General features: G+C 46.0%; 21 protein-coding genes. 12 read left to right on the top strand and 9 right to left on the bottom strand.

The genetic code is table 11. The features are described from left to right. Positions 1–8: 8 nt before the first annotated feature. From Q1A23_RS03790 to Q1A23_RS03755, 8 genes are all read left to right on the top strand, one after another. Positions 9–1,760, top strand: a complete 1,752-nt coding sequence (locus Q1A23_RS03790; protein ID WP_299819699.1) for a glycoside hydrolase family 28 protein — start codon at positions 9–11, stop codon at positions 1,758–1,760. A 119-nt stretch (positions 1,761–1,879) separates the two neighbouring features. Next, a complete protein-coding gene (locus Q1A23_RS03785) occupies positions 1,880–2,704 on the top strand; it encodes a rhamnogalacturonan acetylesterase (protein WP_299819698.1) in 825 nt (274 codons plus the stop codon). Positions 2,705–3,048: 344 nt separating this feature from the next. Next, positions 3,049–5,646: a pectinesterase family protein gene (locus Q1A23_RS03780; protein WP_299819697.1), complete on the top strand. Its 2,598-nt coding sequence runs from the start codon at positions 3,049–3,051 to the stop codon at positions 5,644–5,646. A gap of 134 nt (positions 5,647–5,780) precedes the next feature. Continuing rightward, positions 5,781–7,853, top strand: coding sequence for a T9SS type A sorting domain-containing protein (locus tag Q1A23_RS03775; protein WP_299819696.1), 2,073 nt, complete (start codon positions 5,781–5,783; stop codon positions 7,851–7,853). Between the two features lie 65 nt (positions 7,854–7,918). Then, complete coding sequence (locus tag Q1A23_RS03770) at positions 7,919–9,148, top strand: alpha/beta hydrolase family protein (RefSeq protein ID WP_299819695.1); 1,230 nt, start codon at positions 7,919–7,921, stop codon at positions 9,146–9,148. 25 nt (positions 9,149–9,173) lie between these two features. Next, a complete protein-coding gene (locus Q1A23_RS03765) occupies positions 9,174–9,614 on the top strand; it encodes a VOC family protein (RefSeq protein WP_299819694.1) in 441 nt (146 codons plus the stop codon). Further along, positions 9,614–10,372 (top strand): rhamnogalacturonan acetylesterase, encoded by a 759-nt coding sequence (locus Q1A23_RS03760; RefSeq protein WP_363322022.1) that lies wholly within the window; start codon positions 9,614–9,616, stop codon positions 10,370–10,372. The genes Q1A23_RS03765 and Q1A23_RS03760 overlap by 1 nt, the downstream gene beginning before the upstream one ends. Before the next feature lie 182 nt (positions 10,373–10,554). After that, on the top strand, positions 10,555–11,217 hold the full coding sequence (locus tag Q1A23_RS03755; protein WP_299819693.1) for a LamG-like jellyroll fold domain-containing protein: 663 nt from the start codon (positions 10,555–10,557) through the stop codon (positions 11,215–11,217). A gap of 110 nt (positions 11,218–11,327) precedes the next feature. On the opposite strand, the gene Q1A23_RS03750 is transcribed toward Q1A23_RS03755, so the two are convergent. Then, positions 11,328–12,974: an altronate dehydratase family protein gene (locus tag Q1A23_RS03750; protein ID WP_299819692.1), complete on the bottom strand. Its 1,647-nt coding sequence runs from the start codon at positions 12,972–12,974 to the stop codon at positions 11,328–11,330. Positions 12,975–13,181: 207 nt separating this feature from the next. Between Q1A23_RS03750 and Q1A23_RS03745 the strand changes: the two genes are divergently transcribed. The 3 genes from Q1A23_RS03745 to Q1A23_RS03735 all read left to right on the top strand — a co-directional run bounded on the left by Q1A23_RS03745 (position 13,182) and on the right by Q1A23_RS03735 (position 14,484). After that, positions 13,182–13,544 carry a hypothetical protein gene (locus Q1A23_RS03745; RefSeq protein WP_299819691.1) on the top strand — a complete coding sequence of 121 codons (363 nt, stop codon included), beginning with the start codon at positions 13,182–13,184 and terminating at the stop codon, positions 13,542–13,544. Between the two features lie 185 nt (positions 13,545–13,729). Beyond that, entirely contained in the window at positions 13,730–13,912 is a 183-nt protein-coding gene (locus tag Q1A23_RS03740; RefSeq protein WP_299819690.1) for a hypothetical protein, read from the top strand. A gap of 74 nt (positions 13,913–13,986) precedes the next feature. Further along, on the top strand, positions 13,987–14,484 hold the full coding sequence (locus tag Q1A23_RS03735; RefSeq protein ID WP_299819689.1) for a DUF4112 domain-containing protein: 498 nt from the start codon (positions 13,987–13,989) through the stop codon (positions 14,482–14,484). Here Q1A23_RS03735 and uvsE read toward each other — a convergent pair. From uvsE to Q1A23_RS03710, 5 genes are all read right to left on the bottom strand, one after another. After that, complete coding sequence (gene uvsE, locus Q1A23_RS03730; RefSeq protein WP_299819679.1) at positions 14,481–15,374, bottom strand: UV DNA damage repair endonuclease UvsE; 894 nt, start codon at positions 15,372–15,374, stop codon at positions 14,481–14,483. The two genes, Q1A23_RS03735 and uvsE, sit on opposite strands and share 4 nt — an antisense overlap. 55 nt (positions 15,375–15,429) lie before the next feature. After that, positions 15,430–16,089 (bottom strand): carboxypeptidase-like regulatory domain-containing protein, encoded by a 660-nt coding sequence (locus Q1A23_RS03725; RefSeq protein WP_299819676.1) that lies wholly within the window; start codon positions 16,087–16,089, stop codon positions 15,430–15,432. A 127-nt stretch (positions 16,090–16,216) separates the two neighbouring features. Continuing rightward, positions 16,217–16,816 carry a carboxypeptidase-like regulatory domain-containing protein gene (locus Q1A23_RS03720; protein ID WP_299819673.1) on the bottom strand — a complete coding sequence of 200 codons (600 nt, stop codon included), beginning with the start codon at positions 16,814–16,816 and terminating at the stop codon, positions 16,217–16,219. A 342-nt stretch (positions 16,817–17,158) separates the two neighbouring features. Continuing rightward, positions 17,159–17,671, bottom strand: coding sequence for a hypothetical protein (locus tag Q1A23_RS03715; RefSeq protein WP_299819670.1), 513 nt, complete (start codon positions 17,669–17,671; stop codon positions 17,159–17,161). A gap of 191 nt (positions 17,672–17,862) precedes the next feature. Continuing rightward, positions 17,863–19,101, bottom strand: coding sequence for a metallophosphoesterase (locus tag Q1A23_RS03710; RefSeq protein ID WP_299819667.1), 1,239 nt, complete (start codon positions 19,099–19,101; stop codon positions 17,863–17,865). A 150-nt stretch (positions 19,102–19,251) separates the two neighbouring features. Between Q1A23_RS03710 and radC the strand changes: the two genes are divergently transcribed. After that, positions 19,252–19,974, top strand: coding sequence for a DNA repair protein RadC (gene radC, locus Q1A23_RS03705; RefSeq protein WP_299819665.1), 723 nt, complete (start codon positions 19,252–19,254; stop codon positions 19,972–19,974). Positions 19,975–20,246: 272 nt separating this feature from the next. Here the strand turns inward: radC and Q1A23_RS03700 are convergent, their stop codons facing one another. The 3 genes from Q1A23_RS03700 to Q1A23_RS03690 all read right to left on the bottom strand — a co-directional run bounded on the left by Q1A23_RS03700 (position 20,247) and on the right by Q1A23_RS03690 (position 21,239). Then, on the bottom strand, positions 20,247–20,447 hold the full coding sequence (locus Q1A23_RS03700) for a YwbE family protein (RefSeq protein WP_299819662.1): 201 nt from the start codon (positions 20,445–20,447) through the stop codon (positions 20,247–20,249). 66 nt (positions 20,448–20,513) lie between these two features. Beyond that, positions 20,514–20,996 carry a hypothetical protein gene (locus tag Q1A23_RS03695; protein WP_299819659.1) on the bottom strand — a complete coding sequence of 161 codons (483 nt, stop codon included), beginning with the start codon at positions 20,994–20,996 and terminating at the stop codon, positions 20,514–20,516. Between the two features lie 9 nt (positions 20,997–21,005). Further along, a complete protein-coding gene (locus Q1A23_RS03690; protein WP_299819656.1) occupies positions 21,006–21,239 on the bottom strand; it encodes a hypothetical protein in 234 nt (77 codons plus the stop codon). Between the last annotated feature and the right edge of the window lie 102 nt (positions 21,240–21,341).

Here is a 21,341-nt window from a genome sequence, read left to right as displayed (position 1 = left end):
TTACGCATATGAAGATCAAGAAACTAACCTTTAACAGATTTTTTGCCCTTGTAGCATTGGCAGGTGCCTTGCAGGTGTCGTGCCAGCAGCAACCAACAGCAGCACAGGTTAACAGCACAGCAAACACAACTACAACTGGTATAACTACCGGCACTACAACTGATGTGTACGCAGGTATTGAGTTTGACATGCCGCGTGTGCAGGAGCCAACTTTTCCGAACAACAGCGTAAGTATAACCGACTTCGGTGCAGTAGGCGATGGAGTTACAAAAAATACAGCGGCCTTTGCCAAAGCTATCGATGCCTTGGCAGCCAAGGGTGGTGGCAAAGTAGTTATTCCGCGCGGCATCTGGGTTACAGGTCCGATCACGCTTAAAAGCAATATCAACCTGCATACTGAAGCGGGAGCACTTGTTATCTTCAGCCCAAATTTTGATGATTACCCACTTATCTATACAAGCTTTGAGGGCCTGAACACCTGGCGCAGTATCTCCCCGATAAATGGTAAAGACCTGGAGAATGTTGCTATAACCGGGAAAGGTACTTTTGATGGCTCAGGTGATGCCTGGCGTCCGGTTAAGAAAAGTAAAATGACCGATGCCCAATGGAAGAACCTACTTAAATCTGGTGGTGTGCTGAGCGACGACGGCAAAGTATGGTACCCATCCGAGATGTCGAAAAAAGGCGATGGCAAAGACAACTTTAACGTGCCTGACTTTAAGACCAAAGAAGAGTTTGAAGCGGTAAAGGATTTTCTGCGCCCGGTAATGGTGAGCCTGGTAAACTGCAAGAAAGTATTGCTGGATGGCCCTACTTTCCAGAACTCCCCGGCCTGGAACATTCACCCGCTAATGTGCGAAGATGTGACGATTCGTAACCTGAACGTGCGCAACCCATGGTACTCACAGAACGGTGACGGCATTGACCTGGAGTCGTGCAAGAACGCGGTGATCTACGACAATACCTTTGATGTGGGCGACGATGCGATCTGCATTAAATCAGGTAAGAACAGAGATGGTCGTGAGCGTGGTATACCAACTGAAAATGTGATCATCAAAAACAACATTGTATACCATGGCCACGGTGGTTTTGTGGTAGGCAGCGAAATGTCTGGTGGCGTGAAAAACGTACACGTGTCTAACTGTACTTTTATTGGAACGGACATTGGCCTTCGTTTTAAGAGCACGCGTGGCAGAGGCGGAGTGGTAGAGAACATCTACATCTCCAACATCGACATGATCAATATCCCGACGCAGGCTATCAGCTTTAACCTGTTTTACGGCGGCAATGCACCGGTGCTGGACGATACCCAAAGTGCTGAGACCGAAAAGCGTGACGAAAAAGCGGTACCGGTTACAGAAGAAACGCCTTCGTTCAAGGACATCTACATGAAAAACATTACGGTAGCCGGAGCCAACGAGGCACTTGCGCTGCAGGGCTTGCCAGAGATGAACCTGAAAAATGTACGGATAGAAAACTCGATTTTGAAGGCAACCAAAGGCATTACAGCAGTAGACACCGATGGCATTGAACTAAAGAACGTGCAGGTAATTACTGAAAAAGGCCCGGCCTTAACCATCTACAACAGCAAGAACATTGCGGTAAACGGCTTAAAGTATAAAGCTGGCCAGGAGCAGGTGGTACGGGTGCTGGGTCCGTTAACCAAAAATGTAAAGCTGGACAGCAAGGACTTTAAAGATGCTGCTAAGCAGGTATCTAAAGGTAAAGACCTGAGCGCCTCGGCACTAGAAGTAAAATAAAAATCTTTCATTTGAATAGACTAAGCATGGTTCTTTGAGCCATGCTTTTTTACTACACCTGTTAGGTATATACTATCATTTCTTACCAGGTCAAACCAAGCTTATAAAGTATAATAACCATGAAAAAACATACCTCCCTGTTCTCGTTACTGGCGTTGTGCCTGCTACTAACTGCCTTTGTTCCATTTAAAAAGAAGGTGGTAAAAGTATACCTGATCGGCGATTCTACTATGGCGGACTACACCGGCGACTACGATACCGGTGATTATATGCTGACAAGATACCCGTTGGCAGGCTGGGGACAAGTTTTTCAGCCGTTTATGAGCGTAGATAGTCTGAAGCAGCTAAGGCACCTGATAAAAGGTGATAGCGTGCAGGTGCTGGATAAAGCTCGTGGGGGCAGGAGCACCCGTACTTTCTTTGAAGAAGGCCGTTGGGCAGGCGTGCACAAGGCGCTGCAGAAAAACGATGTGGTGATGATACAATTCGGGCACAACGATGCCGCCGAAAGCAAGCCAGATCGTTACGTGAATATAACAGGCTACAAAGAGTACCTGCGCCTGTACGTAAACCAAACCAGAGAAAAAGGTGCTACGCCTATACTTTTAACGCCGGTGAACAGAAACTACCCATGGGATAACGGCCAGTTGGGAAATGCGCACGGAGACTACCCGAAGGCCATGAAAGAAGTGGCCCAGGAACTGAATGTGCAGCTCATTGACCTTACCCAGCTTTCTATAAACCATTTTACAGCGAAAGGGAAAGACTACGTAACAGACAATTACTTTATGAACCTGCCAGCCGGAAAGTATAAAGCCTACCCGGAGGGGTTAAAGGACAATACGCACTTTCAGCCGGAAGGAGCAAAGGCTGTAGCACAACTGGTGTTTAATGGCATGAAAAATTTGAAGCAAAGCAATGGCACAGCATCAAGTAGGGAGTAGTGTACTATTGCTTTCAAAGAGGCAACGCATGAGATTAGAAAACCCATGATGGCTGCATTATTTTTATTTTGGTTTCAAGGTTGAAATAGCTTGCAGGTATAGTACGAAAAGTTTATATTTAGTAGATAATGAGTAGAGGCTAAGGGTTTTGTAGAAGATCATTGACAAGTTGGTGAAACTCAGAGGCGCTGGGAACTTGAATTTCGAGTTGAATAAACAATTCAAAGTACAGGCATTTTAAAACAATATCAGGTTTTTAAACAGGAGGTTTAAGGATTTGATATATTTTTTAGTTCTGTGCGCAATCGATTGCACAACCATTTGTTAATTTAAATAAGCTCTATATGAAGCAAACCTTTACTCTAAAAAATGCTTTGGCCATACTAGTGGTAGCTGTCTTTTCCATGCTTCCGCTTAGTGTACTGGCACAGGAAGCAACGGTGGCAAAAGATGGCACCGGTACGCATGCCACGGTGCAAGCCGCTATCGATGCCGCTCCGACAGGCAGGACTTCTCCTTATGTAATTTACATCAAAAACGGGGTGTATAAGGAGAAAATAACCATTCCGTCTAACAAGACATACATTTACCTGGTAGGCGAGAGCGTTGCCAACACCATACTTACCCACGACGATTACAATGGCAAGGCAATGCCCGGAGGTGGCTTTTACGGAACGTCAACATCGGCATCTGTAACTGTAAACGCAAACGATTTTTTTGCCAAGAACATCACCTTCGAAAATACCACCGGAGATGCGCCGCAGGCTTTAGCGATTAACGTGAATGGAGATAGAGCCGCGTTCAAGAACTGCCGCTTTTTAGGGGGGCAGGATACGGTGCTGGCAAACGGCGACGGCAAACGTCAGTACTTTAAAGACTGCTACATAGATGGCGTGGTAGATTTTATTTTCGGTAGCTCCAGGGCTGTTTTTGAAGATTGCATCATCTACGCCAAAGACAGAAAAGACAACCTTAACGGGAGCTATATTACAGCAGCCAACACGCAGGCAGGCCAGGAGCACGGCTATGTGTTTAAAAACTGCATTATACCTGCCAACAGGGGGATAACGAAATATGTACTGGGCAGACCATGGCAAAACGATGGTTCACAAACCAACCCGGCGCACAACAAAACAGTTTTCTTAAATACCGTTATGAGCAGCGCTATAAAGCCGGAAGGCTGGGCAAAATGGACAGACCAGACGAATACTGACCTTATACTTTATGCAGAATATAAGAGCAGGAATTATGATGGCAGCCTGCTGGATGTAAGCCAGCGTGTGGCCTGGTCAAAGCAGTTGACGGATGCAGAGGCAGCAGCCTATACCAACAGCAACCTTTTTGGCGACTGGGACCCTTGCGGTATAGAGGCAAGTATGTGTAATGCGCAGGCTCCTGAAATTGTCGTTTCCAATTTCGAGGGCATAAAAGGCAGCAACAACACCACTTTTTACTGGAACATTAGCTGGCCTATAGCGGGCGTAAAGTATGAATTGTTCCGCTCTGATGACAACACCACATTTGCTAAAGTAGGGGAAGTAATTGCAGCAGATGCGCAGAACATTAACTTTGAGGTAACAGACGCTTTGCCTGCAGCTGGCAACAGGTACTTTTACTACCTGAAGGCCTCAAAAGATGGTTTGGCTGCGCACATTACACAAACAGTTGAGATTAGCAGAGTACCAACTATAACAGTTACAGGTTCACTTAGCGACTTTACACAGTACCTGAATGGCCCGTCCAGCGCAAAAGTTTATACTTTGTCAGGCATCAATTTAACAAACGACGTAACCATCACAGCACCTGCGCCTTTCGAGATTTCTTTGGATGGCACTACCTGGAGTGGAAGCACATCGCCACTAGTGCTGGCACAGGCAAACAATGAGATAGCCGGTACCACCATTTATGCCCGTTTAAATGCGACAGCTACCGGTGCCTACACCGGAAACATAGTGCATAGCAGCACCGGAGCAAGTACTGTAAACGTAGCAGTTGCCGGCGAAAAGCTAAACGAAAATCCGAAAACGTCTGTGGTGCTGCAGCAATGGCCGCTTACAGAAAATAACCAGGATAACGCAAGTATAAGATCAGCAGGCGTTGTGGCAAGCACTCCAACTTTCAAAAAGCTGTATGTCTCTAATGGCACTACTGTTCCGGCTTTCCCGGCGTATACGGCCACGCATGGCCAGGCTTTCTCGGCTGCCCCGGACGGTAGCGGACTTTGGGGTACGGCGAGTGGTGGCCCAGGTGGTAACTTAAACAGAGCTTACTTTGAGCAGTTTACTGTTACCGCAGCAGCTGGTGCAACTCTTAGAGTAGACTCTATACTTGTAACATCAGCGTTCTACAACACAAACAGCAACACGAAACTTGCCATTGTATACTCTAAAACTGGTTTCCAGACAGCTGATTCTACAAATGTAACGGGTGGCAAAGGTCCGGCAGGTATACTTCCGGCTACTGGCAATGGCGCCTTCTCCACACCTATAGTGCTGGCAAACCAGAACAGCAGTTCTAACCACCGTTTCAGAGTTGCTTTAAACGAGGCAGAGGGCGTAACGCTAAACGCTGGCGAAACGCTTAGCATCAGGTTATACTTTAGCTGTGGCAGCTCCAGTTCCGGTAGATACGGTTTGTTGAAAGATGTGGAAGTAAAAGGAGAAACGCAGAACCTGTTGGCAAGTAAACTGCAAACTGCAAAAGAGCAATTGCAGGTATATCCAAATCCTGCAGCAGGTAAATTGGCCATGGAGCATCCGGCGGCTGCAAAAGAGGCAAGTATAAACGTTTACAATATGCTTGGGGCTAAGGTAGCCACGTACCATGCAAAGGCAGGATCAAAAAGCACCAACATTGATGTAAGTACGCTAGCAGCGGGCAATTATGTAGTTATCTATAGTGATGAGAAAACGCGAGTTGCTGCCAGAGTAGTTAAAAGATAAGGTAGTATTCCGATGCAGCCTGTAAAGCTCACAGGCTGCATCGGATTTAAAGCATATATTTTTTTGTAAGTTGTGCAATCGATTGCATGCAATAAGCCACTTAATCCATACAACTAACCTTCTAATCATTCTTTATGAAAAAGTATTTACTCGGGATTGTGTTTGCCCTGCTGGCTACATGCTGTGCCTTTGCTACAGGCAAAGCTGATGCGCCACTTAAAGGCAAGTACAAGTATAAAAGCTTAGCTGGAAGTGCTGCCACAACTGCACCTGACTTTGGCATGAAAGGCTTTGCCACCGTAAGCGGCGAAGGATACACCACAACAACAGGCGGAGCAGGAGGTTCAACAATTACGATTCGCACGCTAGCCGAATTAGAGGCCTGGGCTGCCACCCGGGAAAATAACACTACACCGCAAATTGTGTACATCAGCGGTAAGATCACATCCAGTTCGTCTACCATCGTTACAATTAAGCGTGGCGCAAACCTGTCGGTATTGGGCCTTGGCAGTAATGCAGAACTGGAAAACGTTGGGCTAAACTTTAGGGAGTATAACAACCTGATTGTGCGTAACCTTAAAATACATGAAGTGTTTTACCCGAACGATGCACTTACCATTGACGAATGCAAGCATGTATGGGTAGACCATAACGAGTTTCACAGCAAGATAGGCGCTGGCATTGGAGTAGATACCTATGATGGCTTACTTGACATTAAAAAGGGCTCGCGCTATGTTACAATATCCTGGAATTACTTCCATGACCACATGAAAAACGTGCTGATAGGACATACCGACAATGCCGGCGCAGAAGCAGAAGACAGGCAGATACGCGTAACGTTTCATCATAACTTTTTCGAAAACACGGACGGCCGCAACCCAAGCCTGAGATGGGGTGCGGTGCATTTTTACAACAACTACCTGAAAAACATTACAGACTATGGCTTTGCAGTACGGCAGGGGGCGCATGCCAAAATAGAGAACAATGTTTACGAGAACGTGAAAACACCAATCTCTACAAATAAATTTGACGGCGAAGGATATGCCTGCGTTAGCGGAAACCTGTTTATCGGCACGTCAGGCAACAGCTCTATTACCCAAACCGACTGCGACTGGTGGAATGCTACAACGCTGCCCTATACTTATACTTTGGATGATGTAAACGATATAACTACCATCGTGCCTGCCAATGTGGGTACAGGTAAGATAAGTATAACAGGTGATAACCAAACCATAACGTACCAACTTACAACAGCTGTAGTAGGAGAAGGAAGCCTTAGCACCACAGGCGGCGTTTATGATGAAGGAGAGGTAGTTGCCATTACAGCAACCCCTGCTACCGGTTGGGTATTTAATGGCTGGAGCGGAGCTGCTACGGGTACGGCGAATCCGGTAAATATTACCATGGATAATAACAAAACGCTTACGGCAACTTTTGTGGCAGAAGGTGCAGGAGGAGATAACGGTAGCAATCCGACGGTACAGATCAAAGCAACGGATGCTGCAACTGTAGGCATGTGTAGCTTTGATGGTTCGCTGCGTACCACAGGCACCGGAGGTGATGTCATTAATCTGCCAAATACAGCCGGGAAAGGTATAAACTGGAAAGTAGAGGCGCCTGTTGCAGGTACTTATACTTTAAAGTGGAGCTATGCAGGTGGTGGTAGCGCTGCTACCGAAGCAGCTAAAGTTCTTATCAATGGTACTACAGCTCTGGAAAACGTGTCATTCCCGAAACCAAAGGATAGCAAAACCTACCTGGTTACAGAACCTGTAAGTGTGCAACTGGAGAAAGGAGTGAACGAGATAAGACTGGAAGTAATTCAGAGCCTTGCATTTGCCGACATAGAGTGGATAGAAGTTACCGGTGAGAGCACCATGGTAACAGATTGCGCTAATCCGGTTGGTTACTCCAGCGTGGTGGCATCGTCTGATAAAGATGCAGCAAAGCAGAACAGCAATGTGAAAGCCCTGCCAAACCCTGCTAAAGACAATGTAATATTTGAGGTTAACCAAGCCAAAGCCGGTAAGGTGAAAATAAGCCTTTATAATGTAAATGGAGGTAAAGTAGCCGTTGTAGCAGACCAGCACTTTAACACAGGCCTTTCAAAGATTGCCTATAAAACATCAGGCCTGAAAGCTGGAGTGTATGTATATACTGTAGAAAGCGGAGCCGGTGTGGTAAGAGGTAAATTAGTTATCAAGTAAGTTTAATTCCAAAAGGAGAGGAGCTATGCTCCTCTTTTTTACCATTTTTAAGAGTACCTTTAAGTATGAGCAAAGCGAATTTTTTAAGCGCATCAGGCATACGAATAATTTTTACAGTTATACTTTTCTCAACTATAAGTATAGCATGTTACGCACAGCAGCAAACATCAGATGTAGGTAACTTTTACCCTACGCTGGATGCCTATGCTGCCAAAGAAAACAGTAGCCTGTCTTACCTGGGCAAAGGTAGAAAGAGCACCAAAAAATGGCGAAAAGAAGCCAAAGGCAAACTGCAAGAGCTTTTAGCGTTTAACCCTGCACCTGCCCCATTAAACCCACAAATACTCGAAACTACAAAACGAGATGGTTACACCCAGTACCTCGTAAAGTATAACCTTAATGCCCTGCAGCAAACTGAAGCCTACCTGCTGATACCAGACAACCTGACAAAACCTGCACCTGCCGTAATAGCCCTGCACGACCATGGCGGCTTTTACTTTTATGGCAAGGAAAAGCATACTTTAATAAACAACCAGCCAGTTATACTTAAAGACTACATTCAAAACCTATACGAGGGCCGCACTTATGCCGATGAGTTAGCCAAACGCGGTTTTGTAGTGCTTTGCCCCGATGCAGTATACTTTGGCTCTCAGAAACTGGACCCGGTACAAACGTCTCCGAACAATGCAAAGGCTTACTATAACAATGCTTCAGAGGATGAAAGTGAGGACATTAAAGCTTACAATAAATTTGCCAGCGCCCAGGAGGTACCCATGAACAAAACCATTCTTACAGCTGGCACTACTTGGCTGGGTATAATTGCCCAAGGCGACAGAGTGGCGGTAGATTATCTGCTTAGCAGGCCTGAGGTAGACCCGGAGCGAATCGGCAGCATTGGCTTGTCGCTTGGAGGGCTTCGAAGCACCTACCTTTTCGGCCTGGACAGCAGGATAAAAACGGGTGTGGTAGCGGCTTTCTCTACCACTTACCAGCACATGCTAAAAGAGCATGCTCGCCATACCTGGATGATGTATGTGCCACAGCAGTATGAGTTTCTGGATTTACCGGACGTTGCATCGCTTAACGCGCCGCGCCCATTACTGGTGATGAACTGCAAGCAGGACAAATTGTTTAACATAGAAGGCATGCAAGCCGCTGAGCAAAAGTTAAACAGCATATACACGCACATGGGTGCAGCCGGTAAGTTTAAGTGCAATTACTATGATGTGCCGCACTCCATGACAATCCGGATGCAGGAAGATGCCTTTGCCTGGCTTGAAAAATGGCTGAAATAGATTACAAACATCAATAATACAAAGTATGAAACTAGAACATTTTGCATTGAACGTTGAAGATCCGATTAGCATGTCGAAGTGGTATGTGGAGCACCTGGGGCTACAGGTTGTAAGGCAGTTGGCAGATGCCCCATTCACAACATTTATGGCCGACGACAGCGGGCGCGTGATGGTAGAGATTTATGCAAACCCGGAAGCTGATATTCCAGATTACAGAAACCTGCACCCTTTGATTGTACACCTTGCTTTTGTATCCACCAACCCTACCTTCGATAAAGAACGTTTAGTTGCAGCTGGCGCAACGGTTGCATCAGAGCAGTTTCTGCAGGATGGCTCGCACCTGGTAATGTTGCGCGACCCTTGGGGACTCAGCATACAGTTCTGCAAAAGAGGCGTACCGATGCTGGCAGAACGTGAACTGACGAGCAGCAATGGATTTGCATTGAATAGATTAGTAAAGATGTAATGATGCGATTATTAGTTATGGCGGCTTCTGTTTTGCTGATGTCCTGTGTGATGATGCAAGATAAGAAGCCCATCAAAGTATACTTGATTGGAGACTCTACAATTTCTATAAAAGAAACAAAAGCCTACCCGGAAACAGGCTGGGGAATGCCTTTTGTATACTTTTTTGATGAGAGTGTAACGGTAGATAACCGCGCAAAGAACGGCCGCAGCACCCGCACTTTTATAGAAGAAGGGCTGTGGCAGCCGGTATCGGATAACCTGAAAGAGGGCGATTATGTGTTTATACAGTTCGGCCACAACGACGAAGTAGAGACCAAAAAAAGCTATACTCCCAAAGAGCAGTACAAAGCCAACCTTGCCCGCTTTATTACCGAAGCCAGAAATAAAAAGGCCATACCTGTACTGCTAACCCCGGCTGCCCGACGCAAGTTTGATGCTATCGGCAAAATTGAGGGCACACACAACGAGTATTCGGAGCTAGTACGCGAGGTGGCTAAAAAGTATAAAGCTCCGCTGATAGACCTTGATGTAAAGAGCCAGGCGTTACTGCAGCAGTTCGGAGCCGAAAACTCAAAACACCTTTTTCTGCAGCTGGAGCCCGGCGAGCACCCAAATTATCCGGATGGAAAAGACGATAACACCCACTTTAGCGAGTTAGGGGCCCGTAAAGTAGCGCAATTGGTTTTAGCCGACATCCGAAACCTGAAACTGGAATTAGCAGACAGGATTGTGAAGAAGGAGGTAAAGGCAAATTGAGGATGAAGTATACTTTGTGTAGGGCTTTAAATCTCTCACAAAGTATATCAACCTTCTTCCATTATCAAAACCAAGCTTTTTAAGATACTCTTTTCTCTTGCCATCTGTTAGGATCTTGTTTAAGGGGAAAGTAACTCTTGCATGCGTTCAAGCCAATCTTATCACACTCCCGCACTTACTATATGATACAGCTAAACTATAAATTCATACTTGGGTTTTTAACAATTATATGCCTTTGCTTCACTTCAGCTTTTGCCCAGGTAAAGCCAGAAGTATGGCAGCTAAAGTCGTTGAAGTCTGTAGGAGGGAACGAGCCTGCTATACTTGGTAACCCCAAAGTAGTAAAGGCAACCGGTGGTGGCAAAGCAATTGCTTTTGATGGACAGGATGACGGGTTATTGGTAGATGCCAACCCCATTGCCGGTGCCGATGAATTTTCTGTAGAAGTGCTGTTCAAGCCTTTTGCCGCTTATCCGGATAACATAGAGCAACGCTTTCTGCACATACAAGACCCCGATAACCCGAACCGCCGCATACTTATCGAACTCCGTTTAAATGATAAGCAGCAATGGTACGCCGACTTTTTTATGCGTACAGATTCTGCCTCGCTTACTTTGATAGATCCTGCCAAAACACATGCTGTAAATGAATGGGCAACTATCACTTTGAAGTATAAAGACGGGGTGATGAAGGGATTCGTGAACGGCGTAGAAGAGGTGTCGGGCAAAATAGACTACATGCCGATCAGCGCTTCAGCAAAAACATCAATTGGTACCCGCATGGACAAACGGTCCTGGTTTAAGGGCGAGATCAAAAGGGTTACATTCAAACACCGGGTTAAGTAAAACTGCCTAAAGTATAAGCTGTTCTTGTTTAAGTAGTTGTTGATGCAAAGAAAAAAAGCCTTCCGAATATCAGAAGACTTTTCTATTAGCTAAGTTATTATTTAAACATATTAAAGCGATACACCTCGTTTCCAGGGTATAAAGTCATCCTGGCCAAGCTGGTCGGCTTTTGTTTTGATGTTTCCGCTGGCTACATCAATAATATAATCCAGGATTATCTCGCCCATTTCCTCTATCGTTTTCTCGCCGGCTATTACGGCACCTGTATCAATGTCGATGATATCAGGCATGCGCTGCGCCAGTTTGGTGTTAGACGAAAGTTTGATTACTGGAGTAACCGGGTTACCTGTTGGCGTACCCAACCCTGTTGTGAAAAGTATGATGTTAGCACCAGAGCCAGCCATAGCAGTTGTACTTTCCACGTCGTTGCCTGGTGTGCACAATAGCGTTAAACCTGGCTTTGTTACATACTCTGTATAATCAAGCACATCTACTACCGGAGAAGTACCGCCTTTCTTGGCAGCACCCGCCGATTTGATAGCGTCTGTAATCAAGCCGTCTTTTATATTGCCAGGGCTAGGGTTCATGTCGAAGCCTGAACCTACTGCCTCTGCCGCACGTGCATAAGAGCGCATCAGGTGTACAAACTTGTCTGCTTCGTTATCGGTAACGCAACGGTTAATCAGCTCCTGCTCCACGCCGCAAAGTTCCGGAAACTCCGAAAGCACAGAGCTGCCACCTAGCGCAACAAGCAGGTCGGAAGTATGGCCGATAGATGGGTTGGCAGAAATACCTGAGAATCCATCGGAGCCGCCGCACTCCAAACCAATAACTAATTTGTTAAGCGGTGCAGGTTTGCGTACTTCTTTGTTTGCTTCCACTAAACCAAGGAATGTTCTCCTGATCGCCTGCGATAGCAACTCCTGCTCCGTTCCTTCCTTCTGCTGCTCCAGCACAATAAGTGGCTTAGAGAAGTTAGGGTTTAATGCTCTTAGCTTTTCTTCTAGTATTCCTACCTGCGCGTTCTGGCAGCCAAGGCTAAGTATAGTGGCACCAGCCACATTGGGGTTGTGTATATAACCGGCAAGCAGAGCACACAGGGTATCAGAATCCTGGCGAATGCCGCCGCAGCCCCCTTCGTGTGTCAGGAACTTAATGCCGTCAATGTTTTCGAAAATGCGCTTCTGGCCGTTTTGAGACTGATTTTGTAAAGGCAGTTGTGCAATCTCATCAGTTTTACCTGCTTTGTACAGTTCTATCATCTGGTGCACATAAGATTTATATACATCCTGATGTCCAAAGCCCAGCTCATCCAGGAAAGCCTGCTTAATAATGTTAACGTTTCTGTTCTCGCAAAACACCAACGGAATCACCAGCCAATTATTAGCTGTGCCTACCTGGCCGTCCTGGCGATGGTAACCCATAAAGGTTTTACCAACATACTTGCTTACATCCGGCGCCTGCCAGTTAAAGTCTGCAGTTTTAGACCCAAACGAAGAGGCCTGGTGCTTTACGTTGCCTGTACTTAAAATACCACCTGCCGGTATCGCATCAACTGCTTTACCAACTAAGGTGCCATACATGATAATTTCCTGGTTAGGCACCATCTCGTACTGCGCAAACTTGTGTTTGGCTGGCACATCCGCTGCCAGATTTATAGTGGTGTTGTTGTACTCAATTGTTTCCCCCGCCTTCAGGTCGGTAAGTGCTACCAGTACATTGTCGTTCTGGTGTATCTTTAAGACTCTCTTTGCCATAGTATACTAATAACTGCGCAATCGATTGCACAGTTGCAAATAATGTAATTTTTTTTGAGAAATCAGAATGTGAGGCTGTCTTTTTATGAATTTTAATCTCCTAGATTTATAAAACGCTTGTTTAAAACAAAGGCAAATGCCAATATTTGCACAAAATCAATAATAGTATTTAAAGAAGCTGCGCTGCTTTTTAAGCAAGAATTTAGTTTGAGTGGCTACAAGTATGTACTAAAGGTGACTACCTTGCCGTTTATCTGGATTAAAGTAACCAACCCGTTTATGAAATTTATACTTAGCAAAGGAGTGCTGTTTTTAAGTATGGCACTTGCTGTGGCGTCATGCTCAACATCTAAAAAGAGTACAGGCAGCAATGGGCGTATTATTGTGGTAGATGGAAAACAAGTGCGTGTAGAAGGAGCCCGTAAAGACAATGGCCTGCACAAAGGCTGGTATAAAAACTCCAACAACCCACACCACCCGAACACAACCAACCCGGGCCACACGAAACAAAAAGGTAAGGGCCATGGCAAGGGGAAACCTGCCGGGAAGCATCATGGGAAAAAGAAATAAAATCTAATTCCAGAAACCGCTACAGAGCATATCTGTAGCGGTTTTATTTTACCTTAACATTTAAGAATTGGACTAAACCATTATTCAATTATAAAGTATAAACTCCTTTAGCTTGATTACTTAACTATACTACTTAAGCGATGCGGATTTTTACTAAAAGTTTACTTGTATTAGCAGTAGGAGCAATGCTTGCTTCATGCTCGCCTCTTAGCAGGAGCAGCAAGGCCATTGTGGTAGACGATGATGGCAGAAGCATGCGCTTTAGCAACGGCCGCCAGGAAAGCAAAAATAAAAAGTGGAACAGCTCCAAAAGCAAAAGCAAGCAGCAAAAGCGAAACAAGCCTTATGCTAAAAAGAGGCGCGGGTAACGTGTAGTACTTGTAGTTAAGCCCTGCAACATGGTAGGCAGCATCTTTAAAGGTGCCAGAACGTATAGGCGGGTATGGTACAGCAAAGCAGCCACTATACACGCACCCCGCGCAGCGAAAAGCTTAAATGGGTAGAGCAGATGGTTAAACTGATGGATAATCAGTTTACCGTTCCGGGCACCAGGTTCAGGTTTGGGCTTGATCCTATACTTGGGTTTGTACCTGTTATCGGAGATTTGGCCTCGTTTGCTATCTCTGCATCGCTTGTTATGACCATGGCCCGCCACGGCGCAAGCGGCAAATTGGTGATACTCATGCTCGTAAATATCTTCCTGGATACCGTAATTGGCAGTATACCCATACTTGGCAACCTGTTTGATTTTGCTTTTAAAGCGAATGAGCGCAACGTAAAGATGCTGCGGGCGCATTACGACGAAGGCAAGTACCAGGGCAGCGGCAAAGGAATTCTGGTTGGCGTGATCATTGGCATTGTGGCATTGTTTATACTTTTGCTTTGGTTGCTGTGGCAACTGGCCGAGTGGATTTATACTTTACTTGCCGGCATGTTTTAAGCGCGTCCCATTTGCTTTGCTAATTTCAAGGCTTTATGAGCACTTGCTTCTTTATCCTTAATTTCCAGCATGATATCCATGTCAAGGCCTTCGGTTTCAGCAAGAAAATCATGGAAAAGCTGCTCCTGTATACTTTGCGTGTGCTTTCCTTTGCGTTCGCCCAACGACTGTGAGCTGTAGTCCATCATCAGTATACCGTCTTTTTCGGGTTGCCAGGTAGCGGCAGCCATCTGTACAGCCTCGCGCATTGGTTCGCCGTTGTTTACGCACTCGTGGTGCAGGTTATCGAAAATTACAGGCATACCCGTAAGTTCGTGCAGTTGCAGGCAATCCTGTAAGGTATAGGTGCGGTCGTCGTTTTCTACGCATAGGCGGGCCTTTACAGCCTCTGGCAGCATGGTGTGGTATACTTCGGTAAAGCGTTGTATAGCTGTGGGTTTATCGCCGTAGGCACCGCCACCGTGTATTTGCAGCTTAGCACTAGTATCAAGCCCCATCAAGTCAAGAACACTTCCCTGGTACACCAGCTCTGCAATACTGTTTTTTACTGTTTGCTCGTTTGGCGAGTTTAGCACCACAAACTGGTCAGGGTGCATCGATATGCGCAAGTTGTTGCTTTTGATATAGTCCCCGAGCCGCCTGAAAGTCATTTTAAAGTGCTCCTGCCAGTTGTACTGATTTACCTCGTGCGAGGCAAAGGGAACAAGGCCGGATGTAAGCCTGAAGAACAGGAGCCCGTGCTGCACATTATACTCTAGTATGCGGCGCAGGCAAGCCAGGTTTTGTGCTACAGTATCTATCATGCGCTCCTCAGAATAAGACGCTAATCTAAAAGTGCGTGAGGAGCTGCAGTCAAGTGTTTCGTTTATGCAGGGGTATCCTATTTTCATAGCTTAGGTTTTTGTTATAACCTAAACTTACGAAGGAGTTTAATGTTTAGCTGCCTTATCTGTAGCTTGTGCTGTCCCTGAAAAAACTGTTGTACTTTTGTTCCACCTGCTCCTGTTCTGCTTTTAGCCGTGCCTCTTCCAGTTGCTTGCGCCTTGTGTTCGCTGCCTCTGTCAGCTTTTTTAGCTTACGCTTTTGTGTGCCTTCTTTCGAAAAGTATGAGGCGGGATTTAAGACTATGTTAGGTAGTGGAGGAGGAGGTGGGGGAGGAGGCTCCGAACCCGGTACATAACCCGGCCGCTGAACAAGCATTTTAGGTTTTTCCGGCATGTTGCGGAGCGCTTTCCTGATGTCTTCCTCTGAGGGCATGCTGGTAACCTGCACCTCCTGTAGCTGCACGCTTTCTTCGTGCAACATAATGGCGAGGCGCAGCTCAGGGGTGTTTTGCTTTACTTTATAAACTAAAGGCTTGTAACCAACAGCACGAATAAGTATAGAGTCCTTTGCCTGCACATACATCCTGAAATGACCTGATGCATCTGTTACAGTTGTTGCTTTAGAACCCATGGCTGTAACTCCTGCTCCGGCTATAGGTACTTGCTTACCTGCCTGCATTACGGTGCCTGTTATTTTTACCTGCTGTGCATGTGCCGGTAAAGCATAGGTTATCAGTATGAATAAAAAGGAGATTAAGCTTTTAGCTCCTGCTGCTCTCAATAGTTTGTTTTCGTTGCTGTGCTTTACTAACACGAAAACATTATCATTTTAGTATATATTGTGCAATCTATATTTGTAAAATTGCCATAAAGCAAAATCGCCTGCTAGTTTAAGCAAGCGATCCTTCTTATTCGTATCCTCTGTTATCTTTAAAAAACCTGTTATAGTCTTCTTTCTCTTTTAGCTTCCGCTCTAGTTCCTGTTGCAGCAGCAGTTCCTGCAGTTTACGCTTTTCTTTACCTTCTCTGGATAAAAGATCATAAAGCATAGTAGCAGGGCTCATAATAGTGGCCGGACCTGCTTCGCCGGGTGGCGGTGGCTCCAGGCCGGGTATGTAGCCGGGTTTTTTTGCCTGGCTGGTAGTGCTCTGTTTCATGTTACGCAAAGCGCGCTGTATCATTTCCGGTGACGGGCGGCTGGTTATCTCTACTTCCCCTAGCATCACGCTATCTTCTTGCAGCACAATGTTAACCCTTATCTCAGACACAGGCATAGGCTTCGGCAAGTATAAAAGCGGCTTAAAACCAATGGCGCGTACCATTAAGGTGTCTTCCTGCGCCACGTCTATCAAAAACTTGCCTTCCTCATCAGAAATTACGCCCATGCTGGAGTTTACCTTCACAATACTGGCTCCCGGAATCGGTGTTTTTTTATCTGATTGCACTACGGTACCGCTTACGCGCAGGCTTCGTTGGGCCTGTGCATGGGTACTTACGCACAACAACATAAAGGTGAAACTTAACAGGAGGTAAAAACGGAGCATTTATTACAGGTTGATAAGATGCCTTTTAGCTTGAGGCTTTAGTTACTACGCCCAAGTTTGTGAAAAAGTATGCCAGCGCCAAAATATTCTTTTAAAAATATAACGATGGTGCACCAAGGTTCAAAAAAAGCTAGAACGTGTGGTTTGCGCATGTGTGTATGGTAGTGCCGCAGCTTTACTGCATGCAACAAGGGCAGAAGGTGTTTTGCGGTGTAAACTTTAAAATGGGCTGCACTAGGTAAACCAAAATAAAAGGCCGGTCAGGTATACGATTCCTTACCGGCCTTTTAGCGTATTTAAATATAGTTATTGCTTTTGCTGCTTTTTGCTGCTGCTGTTCTTTTCTGATTTACTGCCTGGTTTCTCTTTGCTTTCAGGCCTTGCATCCTCTGTGTTTGCACCACCGGTTACCTCGTTTACGCTGTCTTGCACCGTTCGCATACTTTGCTGCTCCAGTTGGTCTGTGGCGCTTGTAGCATCCGGATTCTTCATCGCATCCTGGGTTGGGGTTTGCCCTCCCATCAGGGTTGTCTCAGAGAAGTTGTACATGCGCTTTACTTCATCTAGCTTACGGTCATTTATATAGTATGCCTTCACGATTTCGGTTGCCAACTGGCCATTTTGCGGAACTTCTGCTCCTGCCTGGGTTACCATTCGCGCCAAAGTATCCATTCCGTAGTAATCCCGGATATGCTTGCGGTCTACTCTTTCGTCTTCGTTTGCATAGCTTACTTCGGTGCTGGTACCCTTATCCTCGGCGCAGGAGGTTGCAAGTAAAAGCGCACTTGCCGCAAAAACTGTGTTAAGTATCTTTTTCATGGTCTGGTTTGATTTTGGTTTGTCGCTGGCTTTGTAAAGTATAAACCAACGCGTGTTGTTGCTTCAGTTAATTACGGTTGCGTGCGCGTTATGTTTGATGCTTTGCTTTGGTAGCTTTGCGTGCACAACGCTGAAATGCATAAAAAAAGCCGGCACAAAGTCCGGCTTCTTTCAAGTATGAAAAATGTACCTTAAGCACGTTCAAGCTCAAATACTGTAATCTCAGGTAAAAAACCCACACGGCCTGGATAGCCAATAAAGCCTAAACCGGTATTTACATACAGGTGCTGCTGCCCTTTTTTGTAGAGGCCTGCCCACTGTTTGTACACGTACTGCACCGGGCTCCATTTAAAACCAGGTATGTTTACCCCAAACTGCATCCCGTGCGTGTGCCCGGATAAAGTCAGGTCGATGTCGGGGTACTTTTGGTTTATCTCGCCATCCCAATGCGATGGGTCATGAGAGAGCAGCACTTTAAAAGGAGTGCCCTCGGTGCCTTTATAAGCGTCTTCAAGGCGGCCATACTTCGGGAAACCAACTCTGTTACCCCAGTTCTCCACTCCAAGTACGGCAATCTTTTCCCCGTTTTTCTCGATAATGCGGTTCTCGTTCATGAGCAGCTGCCAGCCCATCTCTGAGTGCGTTTCGATCATGCGCTGCAGGTTCTCCTTTTTAGCGTTCGGGTGTGGCCATTCGCGTACATAGTCGGCGTAGTCGTGGTTGCCAAGTACAGAGTACACGGCATCTTTAGCCTTTATCTGGCTAAGCGCCGGTATGTGGCTCTCTATTTCCGATGCCAGGTTATTTACCAGGTCGCCGGTGAAGAATACAAGATCAGCCTCTTGCTTGTTAATGATATTTACAGCTTCCTGCAAAGGGGCGGTAGAGTTAAAGCTGCCGGTGTGCAAGTCTGATATCTGGAGCATTTTGTAGCCATCGAAGGCTTGCGGCAGGTTCGGGAAACGCAACGTTACCTTTTTTACACGGTAATCATAAGCGCCTTTAACCATGCCGTAAACAAAGGCAGAAAGCGGAATGGCTGCCACTACAAGCCCCAATTGGCTTATAAATTTGCTGCGCGATGGGTTAAAAGGCGTTTCCTGGCTTAGGCCGTTTAATGCCAGTTTGCCTACCCGTACTACATCATCCACAATCAAAAACAGCACAACTACCAGCTTAGAAGCAAAAAGTATAAACAGCGTACTAGCCAGGTATGTCTGGAAAGTACTTGGTGGTGTACCGCGTGTGGCAGAGGCAAGTATAAAAGTGCCTGCCGTTATGGCAAAAATTGCCCAATAGGCTACGTGTAAAATGCGTTGCGTTAAGGGTGCCAGGTTCTGCGTTACAGTTCGCACCGCCTGAAAGACATACAAATCGACCAGGAAAAGGATCAGGACGACGATGCCAAAGTTTAATATCCGTTGTGTCATTGTTCTATATAAACTGCTGCAGGAGCAATGCCTGCGCGAGTATAACTACTTTAGTTAAAAGATGTTTAGCCTTCAATTGCTGTTCCTGAACTAATTTTACTTAAAAATAATTGCAGGAGCATCTTCTTATTATCAAAATTTGTACCGCAAGTGAAAGAAACCGAAGTTACTGCCAATGCGCCATACCTGCAGCCACTAAACATTAAAACCTGGGCCGAAGAAGACCGCCCCCGTGAAAAGCTGCTTCTAAAGGGGAAAGCCGCCCTTAGTGACGCCGAACTGATAGCTATACTTATAGGATCGGGCACTCCTAAACTTACTGCCGTGGATGTTGCTAAACTTATACTTGCTGCAGTTGGCAACGACTTAAACGATCTGGCAAGGCTTTCGGTAAAAGACCTGATGAAACACAAAGGCATAGGGGAGGCTAAGGCCATTTCCATTGTTAGCGCGCTGGAGTTGGGCCGCCGCCGCAAAGAGACAGCTGCAGCTGCCCGTACGCAAATTACCTGCTCCACAGATATTTACAACTACATTAAACCGCAGCTGCTCGACCTGCCCCACGAAGAGTTCTGGATTATACTTCTGAACCGCGCCAATGTGGTGATGAAAAAGGAAAGTATAAGCTCTGGCGGCGTGGCCGGAACCGTAGCCGATCCCAAAATCATCTTTAAAAAAGCGCTGGAGCAGCTGGCAAGTTCTATTATACTTGTGCACAACCACCCAAGCGGCAATATTAAGCCCAGCGCTGCTGATATTTCTTTAACTAAGAAGATGAAAGAAGCCGGCCAGTTCCTGGATTTGCCTGTGCTGGACCACATCATTTTTACTGATAACGATTACTATAGCTTCGCAGATGAGGGACTGCTGTAAGAGGTGGCAAGTTATTTCTAAAGGACAAAGGTGATGGCTTTCCATTGTCCTCCTTTAGAGAAACATGATCACCTTTAACTAGCTTTTCGTCCCGCCGGCGTGCCGTGTGAACGACAGCCGGAGCAGCTTGGAGGCAGCTTTAGGTAGACAATTTAATGCACAAAGGTAAGGCCTCCTGGCTTGGGAGGGCACCAAAGCAAGCTATGAAAGTATAAGTAAGCAAGGCTGAGCAAGAAGAGTGATCAGATAGGGTAGCGAAGCCAAAGTGTAACCTAATCTTCCTCTAAAATCTCTTTTACACGTCCAACTTCCCCTGTCTCCAACCTAACCTTAATGCCATGCGGGTGCGTGGGAGAGTTTGTCAGGATATTCTGCACGTAGCCTTCGGTAAGGTCGCCGGTGCGTTGGTCTTCTTTAAGTACGATGTTAACCCGAAGGCCCGGTTTTATATTTGATCTTTTTCTGCCGTCCATATAAATTAAGTAAGGTGGCAATTTACATAAACTTTATAAGGTCAGCCAAAGCGTATCGTTTGGTTTTTACTTTGTAACCAGGTTAAGAACCTGCTCTTGTCCGCCCTCCACAAAAAAGTTTTCAGCAGTAGTTACCTCCAGGTTTTTTACAGAAGCAATCTCGACGAGCAGCATATCCGGTTGCTGCACTATTTTGCCGTCAATGGCAACTTTTAGTTCCTGCTGCTCGGCCGGAACCTCAAAATGAGCCAGCACCTGCGGTAATCTGCTTAACGTAACCTGGTCTTTAAGCTCAATTATAACGGCACCTGCTTTGGCTTTATCGCCATACAGGGTGGTGGCTTTTTTGCCTTTTACTACATCTATGCTTTTTATCTTATCAGGCTGAAGTATAAACGCGCCCATAGCCGTTGGCTGTTTAGCTATAAGTATAAGTGGGTTGGCAACCTGTGTGCTGCTGGTAACCACCTCTGATGCTGATTTTGATGGAGTTTGTCCCGAAGCCCCGAAGCTGCAGGCAAGTATAAGAATGGCTAGAAGGTACTTCATGGCGGCAGGTTAGTTCTTTTTTAACTGTTTCAGGTTCTCTTCCGGTGCCTGATGCTGGCGGTCCAGGTCGTTCGCGTACTTCATGTACATCAGTATTCCTGCAACGCCCGCCACATGCCCGGCTAAAATAAAGTATAAGCCAAGGTTGGTTGCCGGCGAAAGTATGAATTTAACAAAAGCTCCAATTATTACAAGTAAAACGGCTGCCTTGTAAAGCAGCTTTTCAAGTGTTCTCGATCTCATTTCTCTAAGTTTCGTTGAACAAATCTTTACTAAGCATAAGTAGCAGTACCTACCTCTTAAAGTATGTAAATTAGCACTTTGCAGAGGTAGTATATGGCAAAA

The organism is uncultured Pontibacter sp. (genome assembly GCF_947492645.1).
Lineage (GTDB): Bacteria > Bacteroidota > Bacteroidia > Cytophagales > Hymenobacteraceae > Pontibacter.
This window is presented reverse-complemented; position numbering and strand designations above follow the sequence as displayed.

What these genes read in the sequence shown, in the direction of transcription:
- Q1A23_RS03695 (WP_299819659.1), bottom strand. Translation starts at nt 20,996, where the DNA reads ATGAAGTACCTTCTAGCCATTCTTATACTTGCCTGCAGCTTCGGGGCT.
- Q1A23_RS03735 (WP_299819689.1), top strand. Translation starts at nt 13,987, where the DNA reads ATGGTACAGCAAAGCAGCCACTATACACGCACCCCGCGCAGCGAAAAG.
- Q1A23_RS03775 (WP_299819696.1), top strand. Translation starts at nt 5,781, where the DNA reads ATGAAAAAGTATTTACTCGGGATTGTGTTTGCCCTGCTGGCTACATGC.
- Q1A23_RS03780 (WP_299819697.1), top strand. Translation starts at nt 3,049, where the DNA reads ATGAAGCAAACCTTTACTCTAAAAAATGCTTTGGCCATACTAGTGGTA.
- Q1A23_RS03770 (WP_299819695.1), top strand. Translation starts at nt 7,919, where the DNA reads ATGAGCAAAGCGAATTTTTTAAGCGCATCAGGCATACGAATAATTTTT.
- Q1A23_RS03750 (WP_299819692.1), bottom strand. Translation starts at nt 12,974, where the DNA reads ATGGCAAAGAGAGTCTTAAAGATACACCAGAACGACAATGTACTGGTA.
- uvsE (WP_299819679.1), bottom strand. Translation starts at nt 15,374, where the DNA reads ATGAAAATAGGATACCCCTGCATAAACGAAACACTTGACTGCAGCTCC.
- Q1A23_RS03715 (WP_299819670.1), bottom strand. Translation starts at nt 17,671, where the DNA reads ATGAAAAAGATACTTAACACAGTTTTTGCGGCAAGTGCGCTTTTACTT.
- Q1A23_RS03700 (WP_299819662.1), bottom strand. Translation starts at nt 20,447, where the DNA reads ATGGACGGCAGAAAAAGATCAAATATAAAACCGGGCCTTCGGGTTAAC.
- Q1A23_RS03720 (WP_299819673.1), bottom strand. Translation starts at nt 16,816, where the DNA reads ATGTTGTTGTGCGTAAGTACCCATGCACAGGCCCAACGAAGCCTGCGC.
- Q1A23_RS03690 (WP_299819656.1), bottom strand. Translation starts at nt 21,239, where the DNA reads ATGAGATCGAGAACACTTGAAAAGCTGCTTTACAAGGCAGCCGTTTTA.
- Q1A23_RS03765 (WP_299819694.1), top strand. Translation starts at nt 9,174, where the DNA reads ATGAAACTAGAACATTTTGCATTGAACGTTGAAGATCCGATTAGCATG.
- Q1A23_RS03710 (WP_299819667.1), bottom strand. Translation starts at nt 19,101, where the DNA reads ATGACACAACGGATATTAAACTTTGGCATCGTCGTCCTGATCCTTTTC.
- Q1A23_RS03755 (WP_299819693.1), top strand. Translation starts at nt 10,555, where the DNA reads ATGATACAGCTAAACTATAAATTCATACTTGGGTTTTTAACAATTATA.
- Q1A23_RS03740 (WP_299819690.1), top strand. Translation starts at nt 13,730, where the DNA reads ATGCTTGCTTCATGCTCGCCTCTTAGCAGGAGCAGCAAGGCCATTGTG.
- Q1A23_RS03760 (WP_363322022.1), top strand. Translation starts at nt 9,614, where the DNA reads ATGATGCGATTATTAGTTATGGCGGCTTCTGTTTTGCTGATGTCCTGT.
- Q1A23_RS03785 (WP_299819698.1), top strand. Translation starts at nt 1,880, where the DNA reads ATGAAAAAACATACCTCCCTGTTCTCGTTACTGGCGTTGTGCCTGCTA.
- Q1A23_RS03790 (WP_299819699.1), top strand. Translation starts at nt 9, where the DNA reads ATGAAGATCAAGAAACTAACCTTTAACAGATTTTTTGCCCTTGTAGCA.